The following is a 24,559-nucleotide window of genomic DNA, read 5'->3' as shown; positions in this document are numbered from 1 at the left end:
AGCTTTCGGCGACCAACGTCAATAGCGTGGGCCTGGGCGCTACTACCGAAGGCACCGGTTCCTACACCACGGGCGTGACCAGTACGGCCACGAAGATGAATCTGTCGCTTCGTGAAACGCCTCAATCGGTCACCGTCATGACCCGGCAACGCATGGATGACCAACACCTCAGCGCCATTACCGATGTGTTGAAAGAGACGCCTGGGATCACCATGTCCCAGGATGGCGGCGAACGCTTCAACATCTACTCTCGCGGGAGTGCCATCGATACCTATCAATTCGACGGCGTCAACACCAGCCAGGAAAACCAGACGCGCAACATGCCCAGCACCCTGCTGGACATGGCCTTGTATGATCGGGTCGAGATCGTCCGTGGTGCCACAGGCCTGATGTCCGGTGCCGGCGAGCCCGGCGGCGTAATCAACCTGATCCGCAAGAAGCCGACCCGCGAGTTCAAGTCCTACATCAAGGGTAGCGTTGGATCCTGGGATAACTACCGCAGCGAAGTCGATGTCTCCGGCCCGCTGACAGAGACCGGTAACGTACGAGGGCGCATGGTCGCGGCCAAACAAGACAACCACACGTTCATGGACTGGTACGATCAGAAGCGGGAAATCCTCTACGGCGTCGTCGAAGCCGACCTGACCGACACCACCCTTGTGCGTTTTGGTGTCGATTACCAGAAATACCGGTCGACCGGCGCCCCTGGTGTTCCGCTGCTGTTCACCAACGGCAAGCAAACCGATTTCTCCCGTTCCACCAGCTCCGGCGCTCGGTGGATGTACGATGATTTCGAGACCATGAATTACACGGCGACCTTGGAGCAACAGTTGGTCAACGACTGGAAGCTCAGGGTGGTGGCCAACTACATGGACGTCGATCGCGATGCTGACCTGGGCTGGTACCGCAGTACGTCCGGTGTGACCTATCTGAACGAGGCGACTGGAGCGGCGAGCGCCGAACGGGCAAAGATCTCCGCCGATCAAACCCAGAAGGGCTTGGACGTCAACCTCTCCGGCACTTACGATCTGTTCGGCCGTTCCCACGACCTGGTCGTGGGGTATAACTATTCCGAATATGAGAACGACCACCACTCGCAGACCGGTGGTATCGCTACGTTCAATTTCTACACGTGGGATAACTACCTGGCCCGCGATGGCTACCGGCCCTCTCTGATTTTCAACATCAAGACCCGACAGAGCGGTTACTTCGTGGCCAACCGCTTCAACATTACCGATGACCTGCACCTGCTGCTGGGCGCACGGGTTTCCCAATACAGCTACGACTCGGACCTGACCTCGCTGATCGCCAACACCAACACGGTCAGCAAGATGCGTGAAACCGGTCAGGTAACCCCCTACGCCGGTGTGGTCTACGACCTGACTCCCGAACAGTCTCTCTACGTCAGCTATACCGACATCTTCAAGCCGCAGGCATCAATGGACAAAGACGGCAAGGTACTGGAGCCAGTGGTTGGCAAGAACTACGAATTGGGTTGGAAAGGCGAGTTCTTCGATGGCCGCCTGAATACCAGCGCCGCCGTGTTCATGGTGGAGCGGGACAACTTCGCGGAAGTCGATCCGGGCCAACTCACACCAACCAATGGCCAGGCGTATCGTGCCGTCGACGGCGCAAAAACCAAGGGCTTCGAGTTTGAAATCGCGGGTGAGATCGCGCCAGGCTGGAATGTGCAGACAGGCTACAGCCATGCCCGTACCGAAAACGCCGACGGCGACCGCCTGACGACCCAATTGCCCATGGACACGTTCCGCCTCTGGACCACTTATCGGCTCCAGGGCGACTTGGACAAGCTGACCGTAGGCGGTGGCGTCAACTGGGATTCGAGCAAGGCGTTGACGTTCACCAACTTCAACAATGCCAAGGTCAAGGATGACGACTATGCAGTGGCCAGCCTGATGGCGCGTTACCAGGTGACCGAGCACTTGGCGGCAACGCTGAACGTAAACAACCTGTTCGACGAGAAGTACTACTCCGGCATGGCCGGCAGTTATGGTCACTATGGTGCACCGCGTAATGCCACGCTGGATCTGCGCTACGACTTCTGATGGCATTTACCTAGCCCGGCTTGACTAGCCGGCCTCAGTCCAGACCAGGGCCTGTAAAGAACGGCGCTTCCCTAACCGGAGCGCCGTTTTTTCATGCCCAGCCTTTGCGTAGGCGAGCCAACCTTTATGCCTGCATAAAACAAAGGGGCTATCCCGTACGGATAGCCCCTCTTGGCATTTCTAAAAGACCCGCCTTATGCGACCGTGTCCACCTCCCTCAACTTCGCCACCAACCCCTCGATGACATCAGCATGCCTGAGGATGTCATAGTGACCTGCACTGACGGCGTTGCTTTCAGCGTATGGGTGCGTCCATGCACGGCTGACGCTGCCGCCTGCCCACCAGCACGATGCCAATGCCTGGGTCGCCGGCAGTGCCTCGATCGCTTGCGACAGTACCTTTAGTTGCATGGCAACGATAAAGGTATGAGCCAGTTCACCGCTGCCTACTTCGGCAAACGCTGACTGCCCGCTGTGCATCGCGCATACCTCGTCGATCACCTGCTCCAGCACTGTACTTGCACTACCGGCTGGAACCGACGCAATAGCCAGTTGGTCCTTGGGCACACCCAACACTACCCCCAGGAAACCACGCAGGTCATCGCTCCAGTCACCTTGCAAATCACCCGGCTCGGCCCCCGGCATGAAGCTGTCGACCAACCCGAGCAACGCCACCTGCTGCCCCTGGCTTTCCAGTTCCTGAGCAACCAGCACGGCCAGCGTGCCGCCCAGCGACCACCCCAACAGACGATAAGGCCCTGCAGGCTGCTTCTGGCGGATGTACTGGGCGTAATCGATGGCCATCGACTGTAGCGAATCGTCCATCCAATCACGGTCCAGCAGCATTCGGCATTGCACGCCGTAGACGCTGCATCGCCCCTCCAGGCGGCGGGCCAGCGGTTCGTAATCGAACACCGTGCCAAACCCCGCGTGCAGGCAGAACAGTGGTGCAACATCGGGCACGCGACTGTTGAGCAGCAACAAGGGATCGAGGCTCTCATCGGCCGTGGCATAGCCGCTGAGTTCGCCAATGGTCGGTTTCGCCATGACGTCCCGCAGTTTCAGCTCTATCGGGATGTCATCGTTAGCCCTGACCTTCGACAACATCTTGAGTACCCGCAACGAGTCACCGCCAAGCTCGAAGAAATTGTCCTCCACGCCCACACTCTGCACGCCCAGAACGTCTTGCCAAATGTTCACCAGGGCCTGCTCCACGGCATTACGCGGTGCAATCCGTTGCCGCTGCGCCGCAAACTCGGGAGCAGGCAATGCATTGCGATCTATTTTGCCATTGGGTGTTAGCGGCAGTGCCGGCAACAACACCAATTGCGCAGGCACCATATAGTCAGGCAGTTCCGCGCGCAAAGCCTCGCGCAGCTGCGCTGCATCGGTTGCGGCCGTGCCGGTGACCACATACCCGATCAGTTGTTTGCCGGTAGCGCCCTCACGAGCCACTACCACGGCATCCCTGACAGCGGGCAAGTTACGCAAGCGCGCTTCGATCTCACCGGGTTCGATCCGGAAGCCGCGGACCTTCAATTGGCTGTCCAGTCGCCCGATGAAATCGATTACCCCATCGGCACGGCGCCGTACGCGGTCCCCCGTGCGATACAAGCGCGAGCCTTCGGCGAATGGGTCGGCCACGAAACGCTCGGCCGTCAGGGCGCTACGCTGATGGTAACCCCGCGCCACACCCTCGCCCCCTATGTACAACTCACCTGCTACACCCTCTGGCAGGGGATTGAGGTCATCATCGAGTACATGCAACGTACGTTGGCCAACCCGATCACCAATCGGCGCATACACCGCCTCGCAACGCTGTTGTGCCGATACCTTCCAGAGCATCGGCGTCACGACCGTTTCTGTAGGCCCGTAACCATTGGTCAAGTACTGCGGCTGCAAGGTGCGCTTGACCAGTTCGAACAACGCATCAGGTACCGCATCTCCGCCGAAGCAGTAGATGCGTACCGCGGGCGGAGCTTCTGGCTGACCCTCTGCGAACTCAGCCAGTTGCTGCAGGTAGGCCGGTGGGAAGCACGCAATATCGATGCCCTGTGCATGCAGCACCTGCCAGGTTTCTTCTGCGGTCCACAAGCGGTTCTCACGAACCACCAGGCAACCACCGGAGGACAGGGTGGAGAGCCACCGCTCCTGGGCGCCGTCGAAGGCAAACGACATGAACAACAACTCACGCGTGGCCTCGTCCATCTCATACAGTTCAGCGATGGCCTGGCAGTGCATGCGGATTTGCCCATGGCTCACCGCCACACCCTTCGGCTTACCGGTAGAGCCAGAGGTGTAAATCAGGTAAGCCAGGTTGTCTTCCTGTACCTGCGGCTGCGGTGCAGACGACGGCAGCTGCGACAGTGACAACTGGTCCAGTGCCACAACGTGTCGTACTTCGCCCAGACGCTCACGCAAGCCGCTGCTGGTGAGCAGCAGGTGCATGTTCGAGTCTTCCACGATCCACTGCAGACGCTCCTGCGGGTAGTCAATGTCCAGGGGCACATAGGCCGCGCCGGTTTTCATCACCGCAAGGAACGCCACGATCGTCTCGGTAGAACGCTCCAGGGCAATACCCAGGGTCGTTTCAGGCTGCGCGCCCAGCCCGATCAAATGGTGTGCAAGACGGTTGGCCCGCTCGTCCAGCTGCGCATAAGTCAGTTGCTGCCCGGCACAGACGACAGCCACGGCGTGCGGCCTGACCACCGCGTGCTGGGCAATACGCTCAGCCAGCAACGGCATGCCCAGTTGCCGAGGTTGCAGCTGGTTACGCTCGATCGCCTTCAGTGACTGCATCGGCGTGAGCATATCCAGGCTGCCTATCGTTGCACTCGGGTTGTCCAGGATGCCATTGAGCAAGCGCTCGAAGCTGCCGCGGATCATGTCGGTTGCTGCATGAGTCAAACGGTTTCGCAGGTACAGGAACTCGACGGACAAGGTATCGCCCAGGTGCACGGCAAGGTCCATGGCATAGTTGGTCACATCACGGCTACTGACTTCACCGAAGCGCAGCGTGCCAGCGCCTTCCTCGCGCAGGCGCTCATCGACCGGATAGTTCTCGAAGACAACGATGCTGTCGAACAACGGCTGCCCCGGGCGCCCTGCCCAACGCTGGACATCGGACAATGCAGCATGTTCATGGTCACGCAGTTCCAGGTTGTATGCCTGAAGCTGACGTACCCACTCGCCGATGACGTGATGAGGTTGCGCAGACTGAACCACTGGCAAGGTATTGATGAACAGTCCGAGCATCTCATCGGCGCCTGCCAGACCTGCGGGCCGCCCGGCTACCGTGGCCCCGAAGCTCACTGTGGATTGCCCGGTATAGCGCTGCAACAGCAACAGCCAAGTGGCCTGAATCAAGGTATTCGGGGTGACCCGCAGACGCTGTGCTTGCTCGCGTAGACGCAGGGTCTGCTGGCGGTCCCATTTCAAGTACAAGGCATCATGGCCAATAAGCTTGCCATCGGGCTGTGGCGCAATGCTGCCTGCCAGAAGTGTCGGGCTCTCAAGCGCTTGCAGCTTACTGCCCCAAAACGTTTCAAGTGCACTTTGCGGCTGTTCGCCCAGCCAGCGGATGTAATCCGCGAAGCGGCCGAGCGGAGCCTTGGCAGCATGCCCATGGTAAGTTTGAAGCACTTCTCCCAGCAGACGCGAATTGCTCCAGCCATCCATCAGAATGTGATGACGTGTCCAGATCAGGTGCACGCGTGTGTCTTCGAGCTTGACCAATGTCAACCTCATCAACGGCGCAGCCATCAGGTCAAAGCCTTCTGCCGCTTCCTTCGACGCCAAGTCTTGCAATGCCTGAGCAGTGTCATCACGGCCTTGCCAGTCAAGCACTTGCACAGGCAGGGTGGCGTGGCGATGCACCAGTTGCAGAGGCTGGTCTGCCTTGGCAGATAGCCAGAAACCGGTACGCAGGATGTCATGGCACGCGATCACATGATTCCAGGCCGCAATGAAGCGCTCGACCTCAAGGCCTTCGACCTCTACAGCGGTCTGGTTGATGTACAGCGCGGCTTCCGCACCCTGTAGGGTGTGGAAGAGCATGCCCTGCTGCATCGGTGACAGTGGGTAGATATCGGCAATATCCCCCGCCGCTACCGGCAAGCTGTCCAGTTGAGCCTGGGTGAGGCCAGCCAGCGGGAAGTCCGACGGCGTGACACCTCGATGGGACTGTTCACAACAGTGGGCCACCAAAAGCCTCAGCTCGTCGGCATACGCGTCCGCCAGCCGTTTGAGAGTCGCCTCGTCGAACAGCTCACGGCTGAAGCTCCAGCTCAATTTCAGTTCGCCACCGTAAACCTGACCGTTCACTGCCAGCACACTGGGCAATGGCGCGTCAGCATCCTGAGTAGCACCCGCGTACTCCTTGGCAGGCACGAACAGGCTCGACTGGCCATCGAAGCTACCGTCGAACTGCCCCAGGTAGTTGAACACGATTTCCCCCTGGGGCAGCGCCGCGAGTACATCACGCGCGTTGTCCCCGCCCAGGTATCGCAGCAAACCATAACCCACACCTTTGTTGGGCACTGCGCGCAATTGCTCCTTGATAGCCTTGATCGAGTCAGCCAGACCAGGTTGAGCACGCAAGGTGATCGGATACATGCTGGTGAACCAGCCCACCGTGCGGCTCAGGTCGATGCCATCGAACAGATCTTCCCGGCCATGGCCCTCCAGGCGCACCAACACCTCTGGGCGCCCAGTCCAACGGCCCACCACCCTGGCCAGCGCCGTCAGCAGCAGGTCGTTGATCTGTGTGCGATAGGCTACCGGGGCTTGCTGAAGCAGTTGCCGGGTGGTCTCACGGTCCAGCTTCGTGCTGACCGACGCGGCATGCTTGAGCAGGTTTTCGCCCTGTGGATAGTCACACGGCAGCGCGTCATCGGCGCCCTGCAGTTGCGCTTGCCAGAAGCCCAGCTCAGCCTGCAGCACAGGGCTTGTGGCATGACGTTGCAGGTGCTCGGCCCACGCTTTGAACGCGCTGGTCTTGGCCGGCAACTGAGGCGCCGCCCCGGCGCGTAGCGCTTGATACGCCTGTTGCAAATCCTCCAGCAGCACCCGCCAGGACACACCGTCCACAACCAGGTGGTGGATCACCAGCAGCAAGCGCTGGCTCCCATCCGCAAGGTTAGCCAGCAACGCCCGCACCAAGGGCCCATGCTCCAGGCGCAAGCTACGCTGGGCTTCTTCGACAAGCGGCTGAAGATCATCTGCGTTGACGACTGATCGCGTCCACAGCGGATGCGCTTGTGTTTCGCGGAACTCGGCTTGCCAGGCATCGCCTTCCGACTCGAAGCGCAAGCGCAGCACATCATGATGCTCGACCAGTGCGAGCAACGCCGCGTCCAGGGTATTCGAGTCCAGCACTTCACTCGGCGTAAGCAGTACGGACTGGTTCCAGTGGTGTCGTTGCGCAATATCCGCCTCAAGGAACCAATGCTGAATCGGGGTCAGCGGGGTCACACCGGTTACCGGCCCCTGATCGATGACAGCACTGGCCGCACGGCGGGCCACGGCTGCCAGGCCCTGAACCGTCTGGGCCTGGAACAACTCCTTGGGCGTGAACTGGATGTCTTGAAGACGTGCGCGGCTGACCACCTGCAGCGACACGATCGAATCCCCCCCCAACTCGAAGAAGTTATCATTCAAGCCGACGCGTTCAAGCCGGAGCACATCCGCCCAGATCGCCGCGATCTGCTGTTCCAGCTCGCTCTGCGGCGCCACGTACTCGCCTTGCAGCAAACTGGCATCGGGTTGCGGCAAGGCCTTGCGGTCCAGCTTGCCGTTCGGTGTCACAGGCAGCTTGCCGAGCAGCAACAGGTGCGTAGGGACCATGTAATCCGGCAGGCCGGCCTTCAGCGCCTCCCGCAGGCTGTCGCGCAGTGCACCCTCGTCTTGCGTGCTGTCGGCCGGCACCACATAACCCACCAACTGCTTGCCGCTCAGGCCATCCAGGGCCAGCACTACCGCCTCCTGCACACTTGGCAGCTCCAGCAGGCGCGCTTCGATTTCACCCAGTTCGATACGCAAACCGCGAATCTTCACCTGGTGGTCGATACGCCCGGCGTAATCGATCACGCCGTCGGCGTCGTAACGCGCCAAGTCACCGGTGCGGTACAGACGCCCGCCGTTGTCGCTGAACGGGTCCGGCACGAAGCGTTCGGCAGTCAGCGCTGGGCGCTGGTGGTAACCACGGGCCAGGCCCACGCCACCCAGGTACAGCTCGCCGGCACTGCCGCGTACCGCAGGTTGCAGGCTGCCTTCGAGGATGTGGGTCTTGAGGTTGTCGATCGGCTGGCCGATCGGCACGCTGATGCTTTCGTCCGGCTGGCAGGTCCAGTGGGTGACGTCGATGGCAGCTTCGGTCGGGCCGTACAGGTTGAACAGGCCGGCCGCTGGCAGGCGCTGCAGGGTCTGGCGGGCCAGTTCGGCAGGCAGCGCTTCACCGCTGCACACCACGCGTTTGAGGCTGACACAGCTCTCGACTGCTTCGTGGGTCATGAACGCCTGCAGCATCGACGGCACGAAGTGCAGCGTGCTGATGGCGTACTGGTTGATAGTTTCAACCAGCAGTTGCGGGTCGCGGTGTGCACCTGGCTGGGCCATGACCAGACGGGCGCCGGTCATCAGCGGCCAGAAGAATTCCCACACCGACACGTCGAAGCTGAACGGGGTCTTCTGCAGCACGCTGTCGCTGGCGTCCAGGCCGTAGGCTTTCTGCATCCACCACAGGCGGTTGACCAACGCCTGATGGCTGTTGCCAGCGCCTTTCGGGCGGCCGGTGGAGCCGGAGGTGTAGATCACGTAGGCGAGGTTCAGCGGCGCCACGTCGATGTTCGGGTTGGCGTCGCTGTAAGCACCGAGCTGCTCGGTGTCCAGGTCCAGGCTGCGCAGGCCGGCCGGGATCGGCAAGGCATCGCGCAGGTGCGACTGGGTCAGCAGCAAGGCGATGCCGCTGTCGGCGAACATGTAGCTCAGGCGGTCTTGCGGGTATTCCGGGTCCAGCGGCACATAGGCGCCGCCAGCTTTGACGATGCCCAGCAGGCCGATGACCATCTCCAGGCTGCGCTCCATGGCGATGCCCACCAGCACGTCCGGGCCAACGCCCAGTTCACCTAACTTGTGCGCCAGCTGGTTGGCTTGGCCATTGAGCTCGGCATAGCTCAGGGTCTGTTCGCCAAACACCAGTGCCGGGGCGTGTGGGGTGGCGAACGCCTGGGCTTCGATCAGCGAATGGATGCTGCGCTGATCCGGGTATGCCGCTTGGGTGTCGTTCCAGCGCTCGACCATCAGTTGCTGTTCTTGCAGGCCCAGCATCGGCAGCTCGCCGACAACCGAGCCGGTGTCCGCGACCAGTGCCAGCAACAGATCCGCGAAATTGGCCGCCAGCCGGCCGATGGTCTCGTCGTTCCACCGCGTACGATCGTGGTTGTAGTGCATCGACAGGGTCGCGCCCAGCTCCACTACCAGAGTCAGCGGGTAATTGGTCTGCTCCTGCACAGCCACATTGCCAAACCGCAAGCTACCCGGCGCGCCTTGTTGCAGCGCTTCGGACACCGGGTAGTTCTCGAACACCATGATGCTGTCGAACAGCGCATCACCGCCCTGCCCTGCCCAGCGCTGCACGTCATACAGCGGGGTGTGCTCGAACTCGCGCACGGCCAGGTTGCTGGCCTGCACCTGGCCAATCCATTCGGCCACGGTCTGTTCGGCACGGGGTGCGCCGATCACCGGCAGGGTGTTGATGAACAGGCCGATCTGCTCTTCGACCCCAGCCAGGTCTGCCGGGCGACCCGCCACCGTGGCGCCGAAGCACACGCTGGCCTGGCCAGTGCAGCGCTGCAACAGCAGCAGCCAGGCCGATTGCACCAGGGTGTTGACGGTAACGCGGTTGGCGCGGGCAAAGGCTTCGATGCGCGCCGTCTGCTCCGCATCGAAGGCCAGGCGATGATCACCGTAGCCGGTGCCTGCAACCCCTGCGCTACCGGCAATGGCCTGGGCCAGCCGGGTCGGCTCGTCGAGCCCAGCCAGTTGGGCCTTCCAGAAGCTTTCGGCAACCGCTGCGTCCTGGCCTTGCAGCCAGGCGATATAGTCGCGGTAATGCGTGGCTTGGGCCTGTGGCGCCAGCCCCGCGTAACGTTGCAGCACTTCGCCCAGCAAACGCGAGGTGCTCCAGCCATCCATCAGGATATGGTGGTTGGTGTAGATCAGGTGGTGGCGCGCCTCACCCGTGCGCACCAAGGCCAGCCGCAGCAGCGGCGCCTCGGCCAGCTCGAAGCCGCGCTGTCGCTCGCCTTCGGCCAAGGCCTGCAAGGCGGCTTCCAGCGCCGGCTGGCCACGCCAGTCATGCTCGCTGCACGGCAACGCTACCGACTTGCGCACCACTTGCACGGCCTGCTCCAGCTCGCCCTGCAGCACGAACCCGCTGCGCAGGATGTCATGGGCATCGAGCGCGGCCTGCCAGGCCTGCTTGAAGCGCTGCACATCCAGCCCTTCGACATCGACCCGCAACTGGTTGATGTAGTTGCCGGCCTGCTGGTCGTAGAGTGTGTGGAACAGCATGCCCTGCTGCATCGGCGACAGCGGGTAGACATCGGCGATCTGCCCCGGGGCCAGCGGCAAGCTGTCCAGCTGGGCCTGGGTGAGTGCCGCCAGCGGGAAGTCCGACGGCGTCACGCCCTGGTGCTGAGGCTGGCAGCAATGCTCGACCAGCTCGGCCAACGCCTGCTCGTAGGCCTGGGCCAGGTGCTGGATGGTTTCCGGGCGGTAGACGTCTTCGCTGTAGGTCCACTCCAGGAACAGCTCGCCGCCGTACACCTGGCCGGTGATGCTCAGCCAGTTGCCCAACTGCGCACCGGCGCATTGGGTGCGGCCGGCGCTTTCGCCGCTAGGGCTGAACGATGCCGCGTCGTCGGCGGTGAAACTGCCGTCGAACTGGCCCAGGTAGTTGAAGGTGACGCGTGCCTGCGCTGCGCCGCTGAGCCGCTCGCGGGTCTGGGCATCGCCCAGGTAGCGCAGCAGGCCGTAGCCGATGCCTTTGTCCGGCACGGCGCGCAGTTGCTCCTTGATCGCCTTGATCGACTCGCCCACGGCCTGGCCAGGGGCCAGACGTACCGGGAACAGGCTGGTGAACCAGCCGACCGTGCGGCTGAGGTCAAGGTCGTCGAACAGGTCTTCGCGGCCATGGCCTTCCAGTTGCACCAGCACCTCATCCTGCGCGCTCCACTGGCACAGCGTGCGCGCCAGCGCGGTCAGCAGCAGGTCGTTGATCTGTGTGCGATAGGCAGCGGGGGCCTGCTTCAGCAACTGCGCGGTACGCGCGGCATCCAGGCGCGACGCGGCAGTGCGGGCGTGCTGGTTGCCGAGGCTGCCCTGCGGGTTGTCACGCGGCAGTTCTGCCGGGCTGCCTTGCAGCACCTGCAGCCAGTAGTCGCCCTGTGCCTGCAGCGCCGGGCTGCTGGCATGCGCAACCAGCCGCTCGGCCCAGGTTTTCACCGAGCAGGTCTTGGCTGGCAGGCTTACCGGCTGACCTTTCAGGCGTTGCTGATAAGCCTCTTGCAGGTCTTCGAGCAGCACCCGCCAGGACACGCCGTCCACCACCAGGTGGTGAATGACCAACAGCAAGCGCTGCTGGCCATCGGCGAGGTCGAACAGTTCGGCACGCAGCAGCGGGCCTTGCTCAAGGTTCAAGCTGGACTGCACCTCGGTGCCAGCGGCGTCCAGTTCGCCCAGCGCTGCGAGGCTGCGCTGGCGCACCAGCGGCGCACTGTCCAGGGCCTGGAAGCGGGCCTGCCACTGGCCGTTCTGGCGGCTGAAGCGCAGGCGCAAGGCATCGTGCTGCTCCAGCACCGCACGCAGGGCCGACTCCAGGTGTTCCACCTGCACGCGCTGGGCCGGTTTCAACAGCACCGACTGGTTCCAGTGCCCTGGCTGGGCGATGTCCATCTCGAAGAAGCGCGCCTGCGCGGGCAGCAGCACCACTTCACCGCTGACAGCGGTGTCCACCGGGGCAGCGGCTGCCGGTTGCTTGGCTTCGATGCGCTTGGCGACCTGGGCCAGTTGGCCGACGGTCTGCTGTTCGAACAGCTGCTTGGGGGTGATCTTGATGCCCTGGCGCTTGGCCCGGGCGATGATCTGCAGGCTGAGGATCGAATCGCCGCCCAGCTCGAAGAAGTTGTCGCTGCTGCCCACGCGTTCCAGCTTGAGCACGTCGGCCCATACCGCGGCCAGCTTCTCCTCGATGTCGCCTTCAGGCGCCACGTAACCACGGCTTACCGCACCCGGCGCCGGCAAGGCGCGCTTGTCGAGCTTGCCGTTGGCGGTCAGCGGCAGACGCTCGAGCAACAGCACCTGCGCAGGCACCATGTAGTCGGGCAAGCGGGCCTGCAGTTGCGCCTGCAACTGCGGCACGGTCACGCCTGCTTCGGCCACCACGTAGGCCACCAGTTGCAGGCGCTCGGCATCGCCTTCCAGCGGCAATGCCAGGACCACGGCGTCGCTGACATCGGGCAGCCCGGCGAGCACGCGACCGATTTCACCCGGTTCGACGCGATAGCCACGGATTTTCACCTGGTCATCGGCACGCCCGATAAATTCCACCAGGCCTTCAGCGCTCAACCGCGCCCGGTCGCCGGTGCGGTACAGGCGGGCGCCATCGGCCGCCGGCACGAAGCGTTCGGCCGTCAGCGCAGGCTGGCCCAGGTAACCCTGGGCAACGCCCTGGCCACCCAGGTAGAGCTCGCCGACCACCTGCGGCGCCAGCGGGTTGAGGTAGCCATCGAGCACTTCGGCGCAGGCATTGCCCAGTGGGCGACCGACCGGCACCGTGCGGCAGTTGGCCAGGCGCTGGTCGGGTTCGAAGGTGAGCACGCCGACCGTGGTCTCGGTCGGGCCGTAGTGGTTGATGACGCGGCACTCGGGGCGCAATGCGCGGATTTTTTCCAGCAGGCTCCAAGGGCATGCTTCACCGCCCAGAATCAGTGCTGCAGCGGGCAGCACATCGGCGGCGCGGGCAGCTTGCAGCAGGCCTTGCAGGTGGCTTGGCACCAGTTTCACCACGCCCACCTGATGCTGCGCCATGTAGCTGGCGAAACCATCCGGGTCGAAGGCCAACTCCTGCGGTAGCAAGTGCAGCAAGCGGCCCGAGGCCAGGGCACCGAACAGTACGGTGTGGCCAAGGTCGGCGGCGGTGGTGGACACCATGGCCATGCTCGCCCCGGCCGGTAGTTGCAGGCGTTCGAGCACAGCCTGGATATAGCTGGCCAGTGCCCCGTGGCTGACCACCACGCCCTTGGGCTGGCCGGTCGAACCCGAGGTGTAGATCAGATAAGCCGGCTGCTCAGGGCTGACCGCGACCGCCACCGGGCTGTCGCTGCAGGCCGCCCACGTCGCGGGCTCGCAGGCAACCGCCTGCAAGCCGTCGAGGCCAGCGAAGCGGGTATCGCCAGGCTCATGCAACAGCACGGCGGCGCCGCTGTCGACGACCAACTGCTGCAGGCGCTCTTGCGGCTGCTGGGTGTCCAGCGGCAGGTAGGCGGCGCCGGTCTTGAGCACCGCCAGCAAGGCCGTGACCCAATCGATGGAGCGCGGCAGGCACAGGGCAACGATGCTGCCGGCACCGACGCCACGCTGGCGCAGGTAGTCGGCTACGCGGTTGGACGCAGCGTCCAGGCCGCCCTGGGTCATGAAGCGTTCACCAGCGCGCACGCCGCCCTGGGCCTGCCCTTGCGCCATCGCCTGGTGCCATAGGGCGAGGAAGTCGCGGTGCGGGTAGGTTTCTGCTGCGGTCGGCTGCTGCGCCGCTACCTCCAGGTGGTCGACGATCGGCTGCTGTTGGGCATGGCTCAGCACGTCCAGCACGCGCCGCAGCGAGTCGGCCAGGCGTTGGATGGTCGCGGGCTCGAACAGGTCGGTGGCGTAGGTGAAGTACCCCTCGATGCCATCGGGTTTATCCGAGAAGTCGAACGCCAGGTCGAAGCGCGCATCGCCACCCTCACGGGCAAAGCCTTCCACCTCCAGCGTGCCCAGGCGCTTGCGCGACGCGTCGCCCGCCGCCACGTGCTGGTTGATCTTGAACTGGAACAGCGGGTTGTGGGCCAGGTTGCGCTCTGGCAGCAAGGCATCCACCAGGTGCTCGAACGGCAGCTCCTGGTGCGACTGAGCGCCGCCGATCACGTCCTTGACCTGCTCCAGCAGCTCAGCGAAGGTGGCGCGTTCGTCCACCTGCACGCGCAGCACCTGGGTGTTGATGAAGAAGCCGATCAGGCCTTCCAGCTCCTTGCGGTTACGCCCCGCATTCGGCGCGCCGATGCGGATGTCCGACTGCCCGCTGTAGCGCGACAGCACCACCGCCATGGCCGCCAGCATCAGCACGAACAGTGTGTGCCCGCCCTTGCGCGCCTGGCTGCGCAGCGCTTCGGCCTGCTCGGCGCCAATCTGCAGTTTGAGCACTGCGCCGCGGTAGCTCGGCGTGGCGGGCCGTTCGAAGTCCAGCGGCAGGCTCAGCAGCGGCTGCTCGTCACCCAGTTGCGCCTGCCAATACGCCAGCTGGCGCTGGGCCTCACCGGCCTCGAGCCAGGCGCGCTGCCAGATCGCATAGTCGGCGTACTGGATCGGCAGGGCCGGCAATTGCGCCTCGCGGCCTTCAGCCAGCGCGGTGTACAGCTGGATGAACTCCTGCACTAGCAAGTCGCTCGACCAGCCGTCGGAGATGATGTGGTGCATGCTCAGGGCCAGCACGTGGTGCTCGGCGCTCAGGCGCAGCAGGGTGACCCGCATCAGCGGCCCGGTCAGCAGGTCGAACGGTTGCTTGAGTGCGGCATCGACGGCTTCGCTCAAGGCGGCTTCATCGTCGCCCGCCTGAAACTCGACCACGTCCAGCACCAGCGGGCAGGCGCCGAGAATCTCCTGGTGGAACTCGCCTTCATCCGAAACGAAGCGCGTGCGCAGCGACTCGTGGCGGCTGACCAGCGCATCCAGCGCCTGCTGCAGCACCGTTAGCTCCAGAGCGCCCTTGAGGCGCACGGCCATCGGCACGTTATAGGCCGGGCTGTCGGGTTCCAACTGCCAGAGAAACAGCAGGCGCTGCTGGGCAAACGACAAGGGAATGCGCGCCAGGCCCTGGCGTGCAGGCACGATGGGCAGCAGGCGGAAGCTCTGCCCGGTGGCCTGCATTTTCTCCAGGATCTGCTGACGCTGCTCCACAGGCAGGCTGACGAAGCGTTGGGCAATGCGTTGTGCGGGGGTGAGTTGCATGTCAGGCCTCGGTGAATTCGTTCATCATTTTTTCGATATCGCTCAGGCCGTCGTCGCTCAGCGACAGGCCTTGTTCATCCAGCGCCTGGGCGAACGCGCGCAGCTCGGGGTGGGCGAAGATCAGCCGCAGCGGTATGTCCAGGCCCAGTTCCACGTTGATGCGCGATACTGCTTGCGCCGCCAGCAGGGAGTGGCCGCCGAGTTCGAAGAAGTTGTCGTTCAGGCCGACCTGGCCGAGGTTGAGCAACTGCGCCCAGATCTGCGCCAGTTGCTGTTGCAGCTCGGTCTGCGGCGCTTCGTATTCGTGCTGTGGCTGGCTGGGGTCGGGCAATGGCAGCGCCTTGCGGTCGAGCTTGCCGCTGGGGGTCAGCGGCATGCTCGGCAGGGTCACCAGGTAGGACGGGATCATGTAGTCCGGCAGGCTGGCCTTGAGGTACTGCTTGAGGGCCTGGCGCAGATCGCCGCTGGCGCCTTCAGCAGGTACCGCATAGGCGCACAGCTGCTTGCCGCTGGGCAGGTCGATGGCCAGTACCGTGGCCTCGCGAACGTCCGGGTGCGCGCGCAGGTACTGCTCGATCTCGCCCAGTTCGATGCGGAAACCGCGCACCTTCACCTGGTGGTCAGCCCGCCCGCGATAGGCCAGTTGCCCATGTGGGTCGTAGTAGCCCAGGTCGCCGGTACGATACAGGCGGCCACCGCCCACGCTGTCGAACGGGTCGGGGATGAAGCGCTCGGCCGTCAGCGACGGGCGCTGGTGGTAACCCCGCGCCAGGCACCCTGCCCCGCCAATGAACAGCTCGCCAGAGACGCCCACTGGGGTCGGCGCCAGGCCGTCGTCCAGTGCGTGCAGGGTACGGCCCGGCAGCGCTCGGCCAATCGGTACACCGCCCTGGCTGATCTGCGCGGGCGTCATCTGCGAGCAGTCGAAAGTGGTGGCCACCACGGTCGCTTCGGTCGGCCCGTAGGTGTTCAGCAGACGCACCGCCGGCGGCCCATCGGCCAGCCAGGCGCGCAGGGCGTCTTCCGGCACCGCTTCACCGCCAACGTGGATCTGTTTGAGCCGGCCATAGGCCTCTGGCCCGCGACGCTCCAGGGCCAACAGGCGCCAGTAGGCGGCGGGCAAGTCGGCCACGGTCACACCGTGGCGGTTGATTTCGTCCAGCAGGGTGGCGGTGTCCCACAGCCGCAGGTCGCGCAGCACCACGCAAGCGCCTTGCGCCAGCGGCGGGAAGAACTGCTCGATAAAGCCGTCGAAGCTGAAGGTGGCGAACTGCAGCACGCGATCACCCGGGCTCAGGCGTGAGTAGTCGGCGGCCACCTGGCAGAACACCGACAGCGCATGGTGGTCGATGGCCACGCCCTTGGGCATGCCGGTGGAGCCCGAGGTGTAGATGACGTAGGCCAGGTTGTGCGGCGCCGCCAGGTTAGGCAGCGGCTCGGCCGGCCAGGCGTGCAGCCACTGGGTGCCGGGTTCGAGCACCAGACAAGGCAGCTGCGGGTCGAGCTGCAAACGCGCCAGCGACGGCGCATCGGCCAGCAGCAGGCCGATGCCGCTGTCTTCGACCATGTACGCCAGGCGCTCTTGCGGGTAGTCCGGGTCCAGCGGCACATAGGCACCGCCGGCCTTGTGGATGGCGATCAGCGCCAGTGCCATGCCCAGGCCACGCTCGACGGCCACACCCACCAGGCAGTCAGGGCCTACGCCCATTGCACGCAGGCGATGGGCCAACTGAGTGCTGCAGCGGTCCAGCTCGGCATAGCTCAGTTGCTGATCATCGAAGATCAGCGCCACGGCGTCTGGCTGCGCACGCGCCTGGCGCTCCAGCAACTGGTGCGCGCACAGGCCGCTGCTGGCTGCCGGCGGTGGGTTCCAGCCATGGGTCAGTTGGCGACGCTCATCGTCGGCCAGGAAGTCCAGCTCGGCGATGCAGCGCTGCGGCTCGGCGCAGATGGCTTCGAGCAGCGCTTGCCAGTGCCCGGCCATGCGCTCGATGCGCGGCGCATCGAACAGGTCGGTGGAGTAGTTGAACGAGGCGGTCACACCGTCGGAGCGCTCCAGGGTATTGAGCGAGATGTCGTACTGCGCGCCCGGCTCCAGCAAGTCCACTTCGCGGACCTTGAGGCCATGCAGAGCATCGCTGGACACCTGCTCGCCCAGGTCGCGCAAATGGTTGTAAAGCACCTGGAAGAACGGGTTCACGCCCTGGTCGCGCTCTGGGTACAGTGCCTCGGCAACCTCCAGGAACGGCACGTCCTTGTTGGCCTGCGCCTGCAGGGTGGTTTCCTTGATCGCCGCCAGCAACTGCGGAAACGGCAGGCTGCCATCGACGCCGACCCGCGCCACCACCACGTTGATGAAGAAGCCGATCAGCCCTTCGAGCTCCAGGCGGTTACGGTTGGTCACTGGGACACCGATGTTGATCGTGCCCTTGCGGCTGTAGCGCGACAGCACGATGGCGTAGGCCGCCAGAAACACATGGAACAGCGTGGCATTAGACGCCACCGCCAGGGCCCTCAGGCGCTCGGTGAGGGCCAACGGCAGGCGCAGGTCGAAGCGGCTGCCCTGGTAACTTTTGGCCGGCGGGCGAATACGGTCGGCGGGCAGTTCGAGCACTTCGAAATCGTCCTCCAGGCGCGCCTTCCAATAGTCGATCTGTGCCTGCATCTGCCCCTCGGCCAGCCATTTGCGCTGCCAGGCGGCGAAATCGGCGTACTGCACCGGCAGCGGCTCGATGGCCCTTGCCTGGCCGCTGGCAGCCGCGTTGTAGGCAGCAGCGAACTCGCGTACCAGCAGGCTCATCGACCAACCATCAGAGACGATGTGGTGCAAGGTCAGCGACAGCAGGTGCTCGTGCGCATGCACCTTGAACAGGCGCGCTCGCAGCAGCGGGCCGTGCTCCAGGTCGAACGTGGTAAAGGCTTCGGCTTCGAGCTTGCGCATCTGCGCGGCCTCGTCCTGGCCGCTGAGGTCTTCGAAGCCGATCGGTACCGAAGCGGCGGGCAGAATGCGCTGCCACGGCAAGCCGTTGGCTTCGACGAACACCGTGCGCAGTGATTCGTGGCGTGCCACCAGCGCATCCAGCGCGGCCTGCACGGCTGCGCGGTCGAGGGCGCCTTGCATGCGCACGGCCATCGGTGTGTTGTAGGCCAGGCTTTGCGGGTTGAGTTTCCAGAACAGCCACTGGCGGTTTTGCGAGCGGGACACCGGCAGCGGCTGCTGGCGGTCGAGGATCTCGATCTCCAGCCCCGCGCCCTGCTCGCCCTCGGCCACGGCCTGGGCAAAGGCCTGCAGGTCGAGCGTGTCGAACAGCGTGCGCAGCGGGATGTCCAGGCCCAGATGCTTGCGCACCCGCGACACGGCCTGGGTGGCCAGCAGCGAATGCCCACCCAGGGCAAAGAAGTTGTCGCCCAGGCCCACGTGCGGCACCTGCAGCACCTCGGCCCAGATCTGCGCCAGTTGCACCTGCAACGGGGTTACCGGTGCCTGGTAGGCCACCTGGGTGGCGACCGGCGTGGGCAGCGCCTTGATGTCGACCTTGCCGTTGACCGTCACCGGCAGGCGCTCCAGCACCATCAGGTGGGTGGGTACCATGTGCTCGGGCAGCAGCCCTTTGAGCGTGGCGCGAATCGCCTCCTGCCAGGCCTGGCTGTCTGCCGGCATCTGGCTCGGCACCAGCCAGGCCGCCAGTTGCAGCTCCGGTGCCTGGCCCTGGACCCGCACCAGGGCATTGGCGACGCCCTCCAGCCCACGCAGCTGGCTCTCGATTTCGGTCAGCTCCACGCGGTAGCCACGGATCTTCACCTGGCCGTCCATGCGCCCGGCAAACTGCAGCTCGCCGGTAGCGCTCTGCCGTACCCAGTCGCCGCTGCGGTACAAGCGCTCGCCATTACCGTTCGGGTCGGGCACAAAACGCTCAGCGGTCAACGCCGGGCGGGCGAGGTAGCCACGGGCAAGGCCTGCCCCGCCGATGTAAAGCTCGCCTTTGGCCTTGGCCGGCAAGGGCTGCAGGCAGCGGTCGAGCACGCTGACGCGTGCATTGGCCAGCGGTTGGCCGAGCGAAGCCTGGTTGTCCAGTTCGGCCACCAGCACGCCGACCGTGGTCTCGGTCGGGCCATAGTGGTTGAACACCTTGAGTGCCGGCGCCAGCGCGCGGATCTTGCCGAGCAGGCCCGGGCTGATGGCTTCGCCGCCGAGTACCAGGCACTGCCCCGGCAGTGCCGAGCGGCCGGCGACCAGCATGGCCTCCAGGTGCGAGGGCACGATTTTCAGTGCATCCACCTGGTGCTGCGCCAGGTAGGCCGCGAAGCCTTCGGCATCCAGTACCTGGTCGCGCTGCAGCAGGTGCAAGGTCTGGCCACCGCACAGGGCGCCGAACAGCATGGTGTGGCCGAGGTCCGCAGCCGGCGTCGAGACCTGCGCCATGCTGTGGATCTGGCTCATCGGCAGGCGCGCGGCGATGCCCTCGACATAGTTGCCCAACGCGCCATGGCTGATCGCAACGCCCTTGGGCTGGCCGGTGGTGCCGGAGGTGTAGATCACGTAGGCGAGGTTGGCCGCTGCAACGGCACGCCGTGGGGCGCTTTCACGAGCGGCCTGGGTGTGTTCCCAGGCCAGCCGATGGACGCCGCCTGGCAGCGCTGCCTGCCAATTGCCGGGCGCCAGCACCAGGCGGGTGCCACTGTCGGCGAGCATGTAGGCCAGGCGTTCGGCCGGTTGCTCGGGCTCCAGTGGCAGGTAGGCGCCGCCCGCCTTGAGCACGCCGAGGATGCTGGCGAGCATGCCGACGCTGCGGTCGGCCAGCACGCCGACCAGGGTGTCCGGCTGCACGCCAGCTTCGACCAGCCTGTCGGCGATGGCCTCGGCACGGGCATCAAGCTCGGCAAAGCTGGCCGCCTCGCCTGCTGCCATCACGGCGGTGCGCTCGGGGTGGCGCTGGGCAGCCTCGGCAAAGCGCTGGTGGACCAACAACGGCTCGGCGGCCTGCCCATGCGCATTCAGGGTGGCGGCCAGGCCTGGCAACGGCAACTCGCCCACCGCACCAGGGGCCTCGTCGGCCAGCGCCTGCACCAGCGCCAGCCATTGTTCGCCAAGGGCTTCGACAGTGGCCGCATCGAACACATCGAGGGCATAGGTGAAGGCAGCATGCAGCTGGCCGGCCCGCTCGTGGGTATCCAGTGCAAGGTCGAAACGGGCGCTGTGCTTTTCCAGGGTGATCGGTGCCAGGCTCAGCCCGGAGCGGGTCTTGATGGCTTCGACATCCGCCACCTGGGCCTGGTGGTTGAACAGCACCCGGAACAGCGGGCTCTCGGTGCTGCGCGGCAGCTCCAGGGCCTCGACCAGTTGTTCGAACGGCAGGTCCTGATGGCTTTGCGCGCCCACGGCGGTTTCGCGCACGCGCTGCAGCAGGCCGGCGATATCCAGCAGTGGGTCGATTTCGGTGTGCAGCACCTGGGTATTGATGAAGCAACCGATCAGGCCCTGGCTTTCGGCACGGTTGCGGTTGGCGATGGGCACCCCGACGCGAACGGCGCTCTGCCCGCCATAGCGCTGCAGCAGCAGCTTGAAGGCTGCCAGCAGGACCATGAACAGGGTGACATTGTGCCGACGCGCCAGGCCGCGCAGGCGTTCGGCGACGTCGGCGGCAATCGGGAATTCGTGACGCGCACCGCGGTAGTTCGGCCGACCGCTGCGGGCGCGGTCCAGTGGCAGCTCCAGCGGCGAGTGATCGTCGCCCAGGCGCGCCTGCCAGTACGCCAACTGGCGGTCCTGCTCGCCAGCCTCGAGCCAGCTGCGCTGCCACAGGGCGTAGTCGCGGTACTGGATCGGCAAGGGTTCGAGTGTGGCTTCGGTGCCGGCCACGGCGGCATCGTAGAGGTGCAGGAACTCGTCGATCAGCACGTTCATCGACCAGCCATCGGCGACGATATGGTGCAGGGTCAGCAGCAGTACATGGTCCTGTTCTGCCAGTTGCAGCAGGCGTACGCGTAGCAGCGGGCCGCCGGCCAGGTCGAAGGGGGCCAGGGCCTCTTCTTCGGCGATGGATTCGAGGGCGTGTTGGCGGGCCTCTTCGGCCATCTCGCTCAAGCCGTCGTGGCGCAACTGCAGCGGGGCGGCGGCTGCATCGACTTGCTGACGCACGTCATCGCCGTCGGCGACGAAGCGAGTGCGCAGGGTTTCGTGGCGGGCCACCAGAGCATCGAAGGCGTGCTGCAGGGCCACCCGGTTCAGCGGGCCATGCAGGCGCACGGCCATGGGCAGGTTATAGGCTGCGCCTTGGGGGTCGAGCTGCCAGAGGAACCACATGCGCCGCTGCGCGTAGGACAGCTGGTCACGCTCGTCGACCTCGACACCTGGCGCGATCGGCAGCACGGAGAAGTCCATGCCCTCGCCCTGCAGCGCCTTGAGGAACAGGCGGCGCTTGTCGGGGCTGAGTTCGATGAAGCGGCGAGCGAGTTTGAGCGTCTGTTCAGCATTCATGTCGAGCGATGTCCTGGCAGTCGAGCGGTAACTGTCAGACGAAGGCATGGGGGGCTGATTTAGGGGCGGGGGGATTTGGGGTGGGCCGGTGAGTGCATGCCTTGAGGTTTGCACCCCTGCCCCCCCAAAAAAACCAATCAACGCAAAACCTGCGAATACCCCTCCGCCATCGCCACCACCACCTTGCGCTTCCCGGTAAACGGCGACCGCGCATGGGCCGCAAGCATGTTGTCGAGCATCAGCACATCATTCTCCAGCCAAGGAAAACTGACCGTGCACTCATCCAGCACCCCACGCACTTCATCGAGCAGCGAATCCTCGATGGTCGAACCATCGCCGTAATACACATTCCGCGGCAGGTCCTCCTCCTCGACAATGTCCATCAGCGACTCACGCACCTCCGGCTGCAGGTTCGAGACATGGAACAGGTGCGCCTGGTTGAACCAAACGTCCTCCCCCGTCACCGGATGGCGCGCCACCACCTGGCAGCGCTGCCGGGTGCGCAGTTCGCCATCTTCCTTCCAGATGCATTCAATGGCATGCGCCCGGCAGTACGCCTCGACCTGGCGTGGGTCTTCGGTGTTGAACACCTGCGACCACTCCACATCCAGGCCATTACCGTAGTTGCGCACATACATCAGCCCCTTCTCGACCAGCCGCTCGCGAATACGCGCCGGCATCCGCCGGTAGACCTCGCGGCTGTCGGCAATCGGCGTCTCGCCCCCGGTCTCGGCAGGGATCACGCTGTAGAACCAGATCTTCATCGGCCACTCGAGGGTATAGGCCTGTTCGTTGTGCAAGGGGATGCTCTGGTGCGCCGGGTATTCGGTCGAGGTGTACACCCCTTTGGTCACGTTGCTGCGCGGCGTGGAGCCGAACTCGTAGTTGAGCAGCGGGTGGCCGAAGGCGGCAGCGAACTGGCGGAAAGCCTCGGCCCCACCCACCTGGAAGCCCCTGAACAGGATGCCGCCCGCATGCAGTAGGTGGCGTTCCACCAGCGGCTTCAGTTCTTCGAACGCGTCGAGCAGGTCGATGCCGGGCTCTGGCGCGCGCACCAGCAGCGGCAGGTCGCCGCGGGCGGCGTCCAGGGGTTCGATCGCAAAGCTCAGCAATTCACTCATGTACCGTCACCTCAAGCCAGGGCCGCCATGGCGGCGAAATCGGATGCTGCGCCATCAGGGCGCCTGACTAGATGAACGAGCGTGCCCGGCAGAAATTCACCCGCCCCCACTCACAAGGTAAAGCGAACGCGCGCCGGTTCGTCTGAACGATGTGCACCCTTTTATCGTCCAGGAACCTTACATGACTCGCCAGCTTCTGCTCCTCGCCCTGCTTGCCGCGGCCCCTGCCGTGGCCTGGTCGGCCGAGGACTGCGCCGTAGAGATCCACGGCACCGACCAGATGACCTTCGACAAGGTCGAAATCACCGTACCCAAGGCCTGCACGTCGTTCACCGTCATCCTCGCCCACCCCGGCCAGATGCCCAAGAACGTCATGGGCCACAACTGGGTACTGAGCACCCAGGCAGACATGCAAGGCGTGCTGGACGATGGCCTGAAGGCCGGTGAGGCACAGGATTACGTGAAGCCAGGCGACACCCGGGTGCTCGCCCATACCCGCCTGATCGGCGGCGGTGAAACAGACAGCGTCACCCTCGACACCCGGTCGTTGAAGGCCGGGACCGCCTACAGCTTCTACTGCTCGTTCCCGTTCCACAGCACCTTGATGAAGGGCACCCTGGCCCTCGGGAGTTGACCCCGCTGCGCCGCCCACCCCCACTCCATCACCGAGATCGCGCTTCATGAAAACGTCTTCCCCCGGGGCCATCCGCGAATTGCTGGGCCTGCTGAAACCCTACCGCCCGGCGGTCATCGTCTCGGTGCTGCTGGGCATGGTCGGCGGCTTGGCCGTGACCGCGCTGCTGGCCACCGTCAACCAGGGCCTGCATGCCGCCGACGGCATGAGCCAGGGTGTGATCCTGGCCTTCGCCGGCCTGTGCGTGCTGGCACTGGTGAGCAGCGTGGCCGCCGACAGCGGCACCAACTACGTCGGCCAGAAGGTCATTGCCCGGCTGCGCAAAGACCTGGGCGCCAAGGTGCTGTCTGCGCCCATCGAGCAGATCGAGCGCTACCGCACCCACCGCCTGATCCCGGTGCTGACCCGCGACGTCGACACCATCAGCGACTTCGCCTTCGCCTTCGCGCCGCTGGCGATCTCACTCACCACCGTGATCGGCTGCATGGCCTACCTGGCCTGGCTGTCGTGGCCGATCTTCCTCATCACTCTGGTGGCGATCGGCATTGGCAGCGCGATTCAGTACGTCGCCCGGCAAAAAGGCGTGGCCGGCTTCAACGCCGCCCGCGACGCCGAGGACAACCTGCAAAAGCACTACTCGGCGATCGCCGAAGGCGCCAAGGAGCTGCGCATCGACCGCCGCCGCCGCCACGCCATGCTGACCCGCAACATCCAGGGCACGGCGGACTTCATCGCCAACACCCACATCCGCTCCATCAACATTTTCGTGGCAGCCAAGAGCCTGGGTTCGATGCTGTTCTTCGTGGTCATCGGCCTGACCCTGGCCCTGCAATCGCTGTGGCCGAGCAACGACCCAGCGGTGATGAGCGGCTTCGTGCTGGTGCTGCTGTACATGAAAGGCCCGCTGGAGACGCTGATTGGCAACCTGCCGATTCTCGGCCGCGCCCAGGTGGCGTTCCGCCGCATCGCCGACCTGTCCGAGCGCTTCTCCTCGCCCG

6 protein-coding genes are annotated in these 24,559 nt (G+C 64.7%); 3 read left to right on the top strand and 3 right to left on the bottom strand.

Annotated elements, in window-relative coordinates:
* The coding region (locus tag NP534_RS14975; protein ID WP_274099211.1) for a TonB-dependent siderophore receptor at window positions 1-2,066 on the top strand (2,066 nt) is incomplete at its 5' end.
* Window positions 2,067-2,260: 194 nt separating this feature from the next.
* Here NP534_RS14975 and NP534_RS14970 read toward each other — a convergent pair.
* The 3 genes from NP534_RS14970 to NP534_RS14960 all read right to left on the bottom strand — a co-directional run bounded on the left by NP534_RS14970 (window position 2,261) and on the right by NP534_RS14960 (window position 22,927).
* Window positions 2,261-15,328, bottom strand: a complete 13,068-nt coding sequence (locus NP534_RS14970; RefSeq protein ID WP_274099210.1) for a non-ribosomal peptide synthetase — start codon at window positions 15,326-15,328, stop codon at window positions 2,261-2,263.
* A gap of 1 nt (window position 15,329) precedes the next feature.
* On the bottom strand, window positions 15,330-21,806 hold the full coding sequence (locus NP534_RS14965) for a non-ribosomal peptide synthetase (protein ID WP_274099209.1): 6,477 nt from the start codon (window positions 21,804-21,806) through the stop codon (window positions 15,330-15,332).
* 137 nt (window positions 21,807-21,943) lie between these two features.
* On the bottom strand, window positions 21,944-22,927 hold the full coding sequence (locus NP534_RS14960) for a TauD/TfdA family dioxygenase (protein ID WP_033699720.1): 984 nt from the start codon (window positions 22,925-22,927) through the stop codon (window positions 21,944-21,946).
* Window positions 22,928-23,108: 181 nt separating this feature from the next.
* Here NP534_RS14960 and azu point away from each other — a divergent pair, with 181 nt between their 5' ends.
* Complete coding sequence (gene azu, locus NP534_RS14955) at window positions 23,109-23,561, top strand: azurin (RefSeq protein WP_274099208.1); 453 nt, start codon at window positions 23,109-23,111, stop codon at window positions 23,559-23,561.
* 46 nt (window positions 23,562-23,607) lie between these two features.
* Window positions 23,608-24,559 (top strand): cyclic peptide export ABC transporter (locus NP534_RS14950; RefSeq protein WP_274099207.1); only part of this gene is annotated, 952 nt, incomplete at its 3' end.

The sequence above is a fragment of the Pseudomonas sp. 39004 genome, from assembly GCF_028682155.1.
GTDB classification, from domain to species: Bacteria; Pseudomonadota; Gammaproteobacteria; order Pseudomonadales; family Pseudomonadaceae; genus Aquipseudomonas; species Aquipseudomonas capeferrum.
This window is presented reverse-complemented; position numbering and strand designations above follow the sequence as displayed.

What these genes read in the sequence shown, in the direction of transcription:
- NP534_RS14960 (WP_033699720.1), bottom strand. Translation starts at nt 22,927, where the DNA reads ATGAGTGAATTGCTGAGCTTTGCGATCGAACCCCTGGACGCCGCCCGC.
- NP534_RS14965 (WP_274099209.1), bottom strand. Translation starts at nt 21,806, where the DNA reads ATGAATGCTGAACAGACGCTCAAACTCGCTCGCCGCTTCATCGAACTC.
- NP534_RS14970 (WP_274099210.1), bottom strand. Translation starts at nt 15,328, where the DNA reads ATGCAACTCACCCCCGCACAACGCATTGCCCAACGCTTCGTCAGCCTG.
- azu (WP_274099208.1), top strand. Translation starts at nt 23,109, where the DNA reads ATGACTCGCCAGCTTCTGCTCCTCGCCCTGCTTGCCGCGGCCCCTGCC.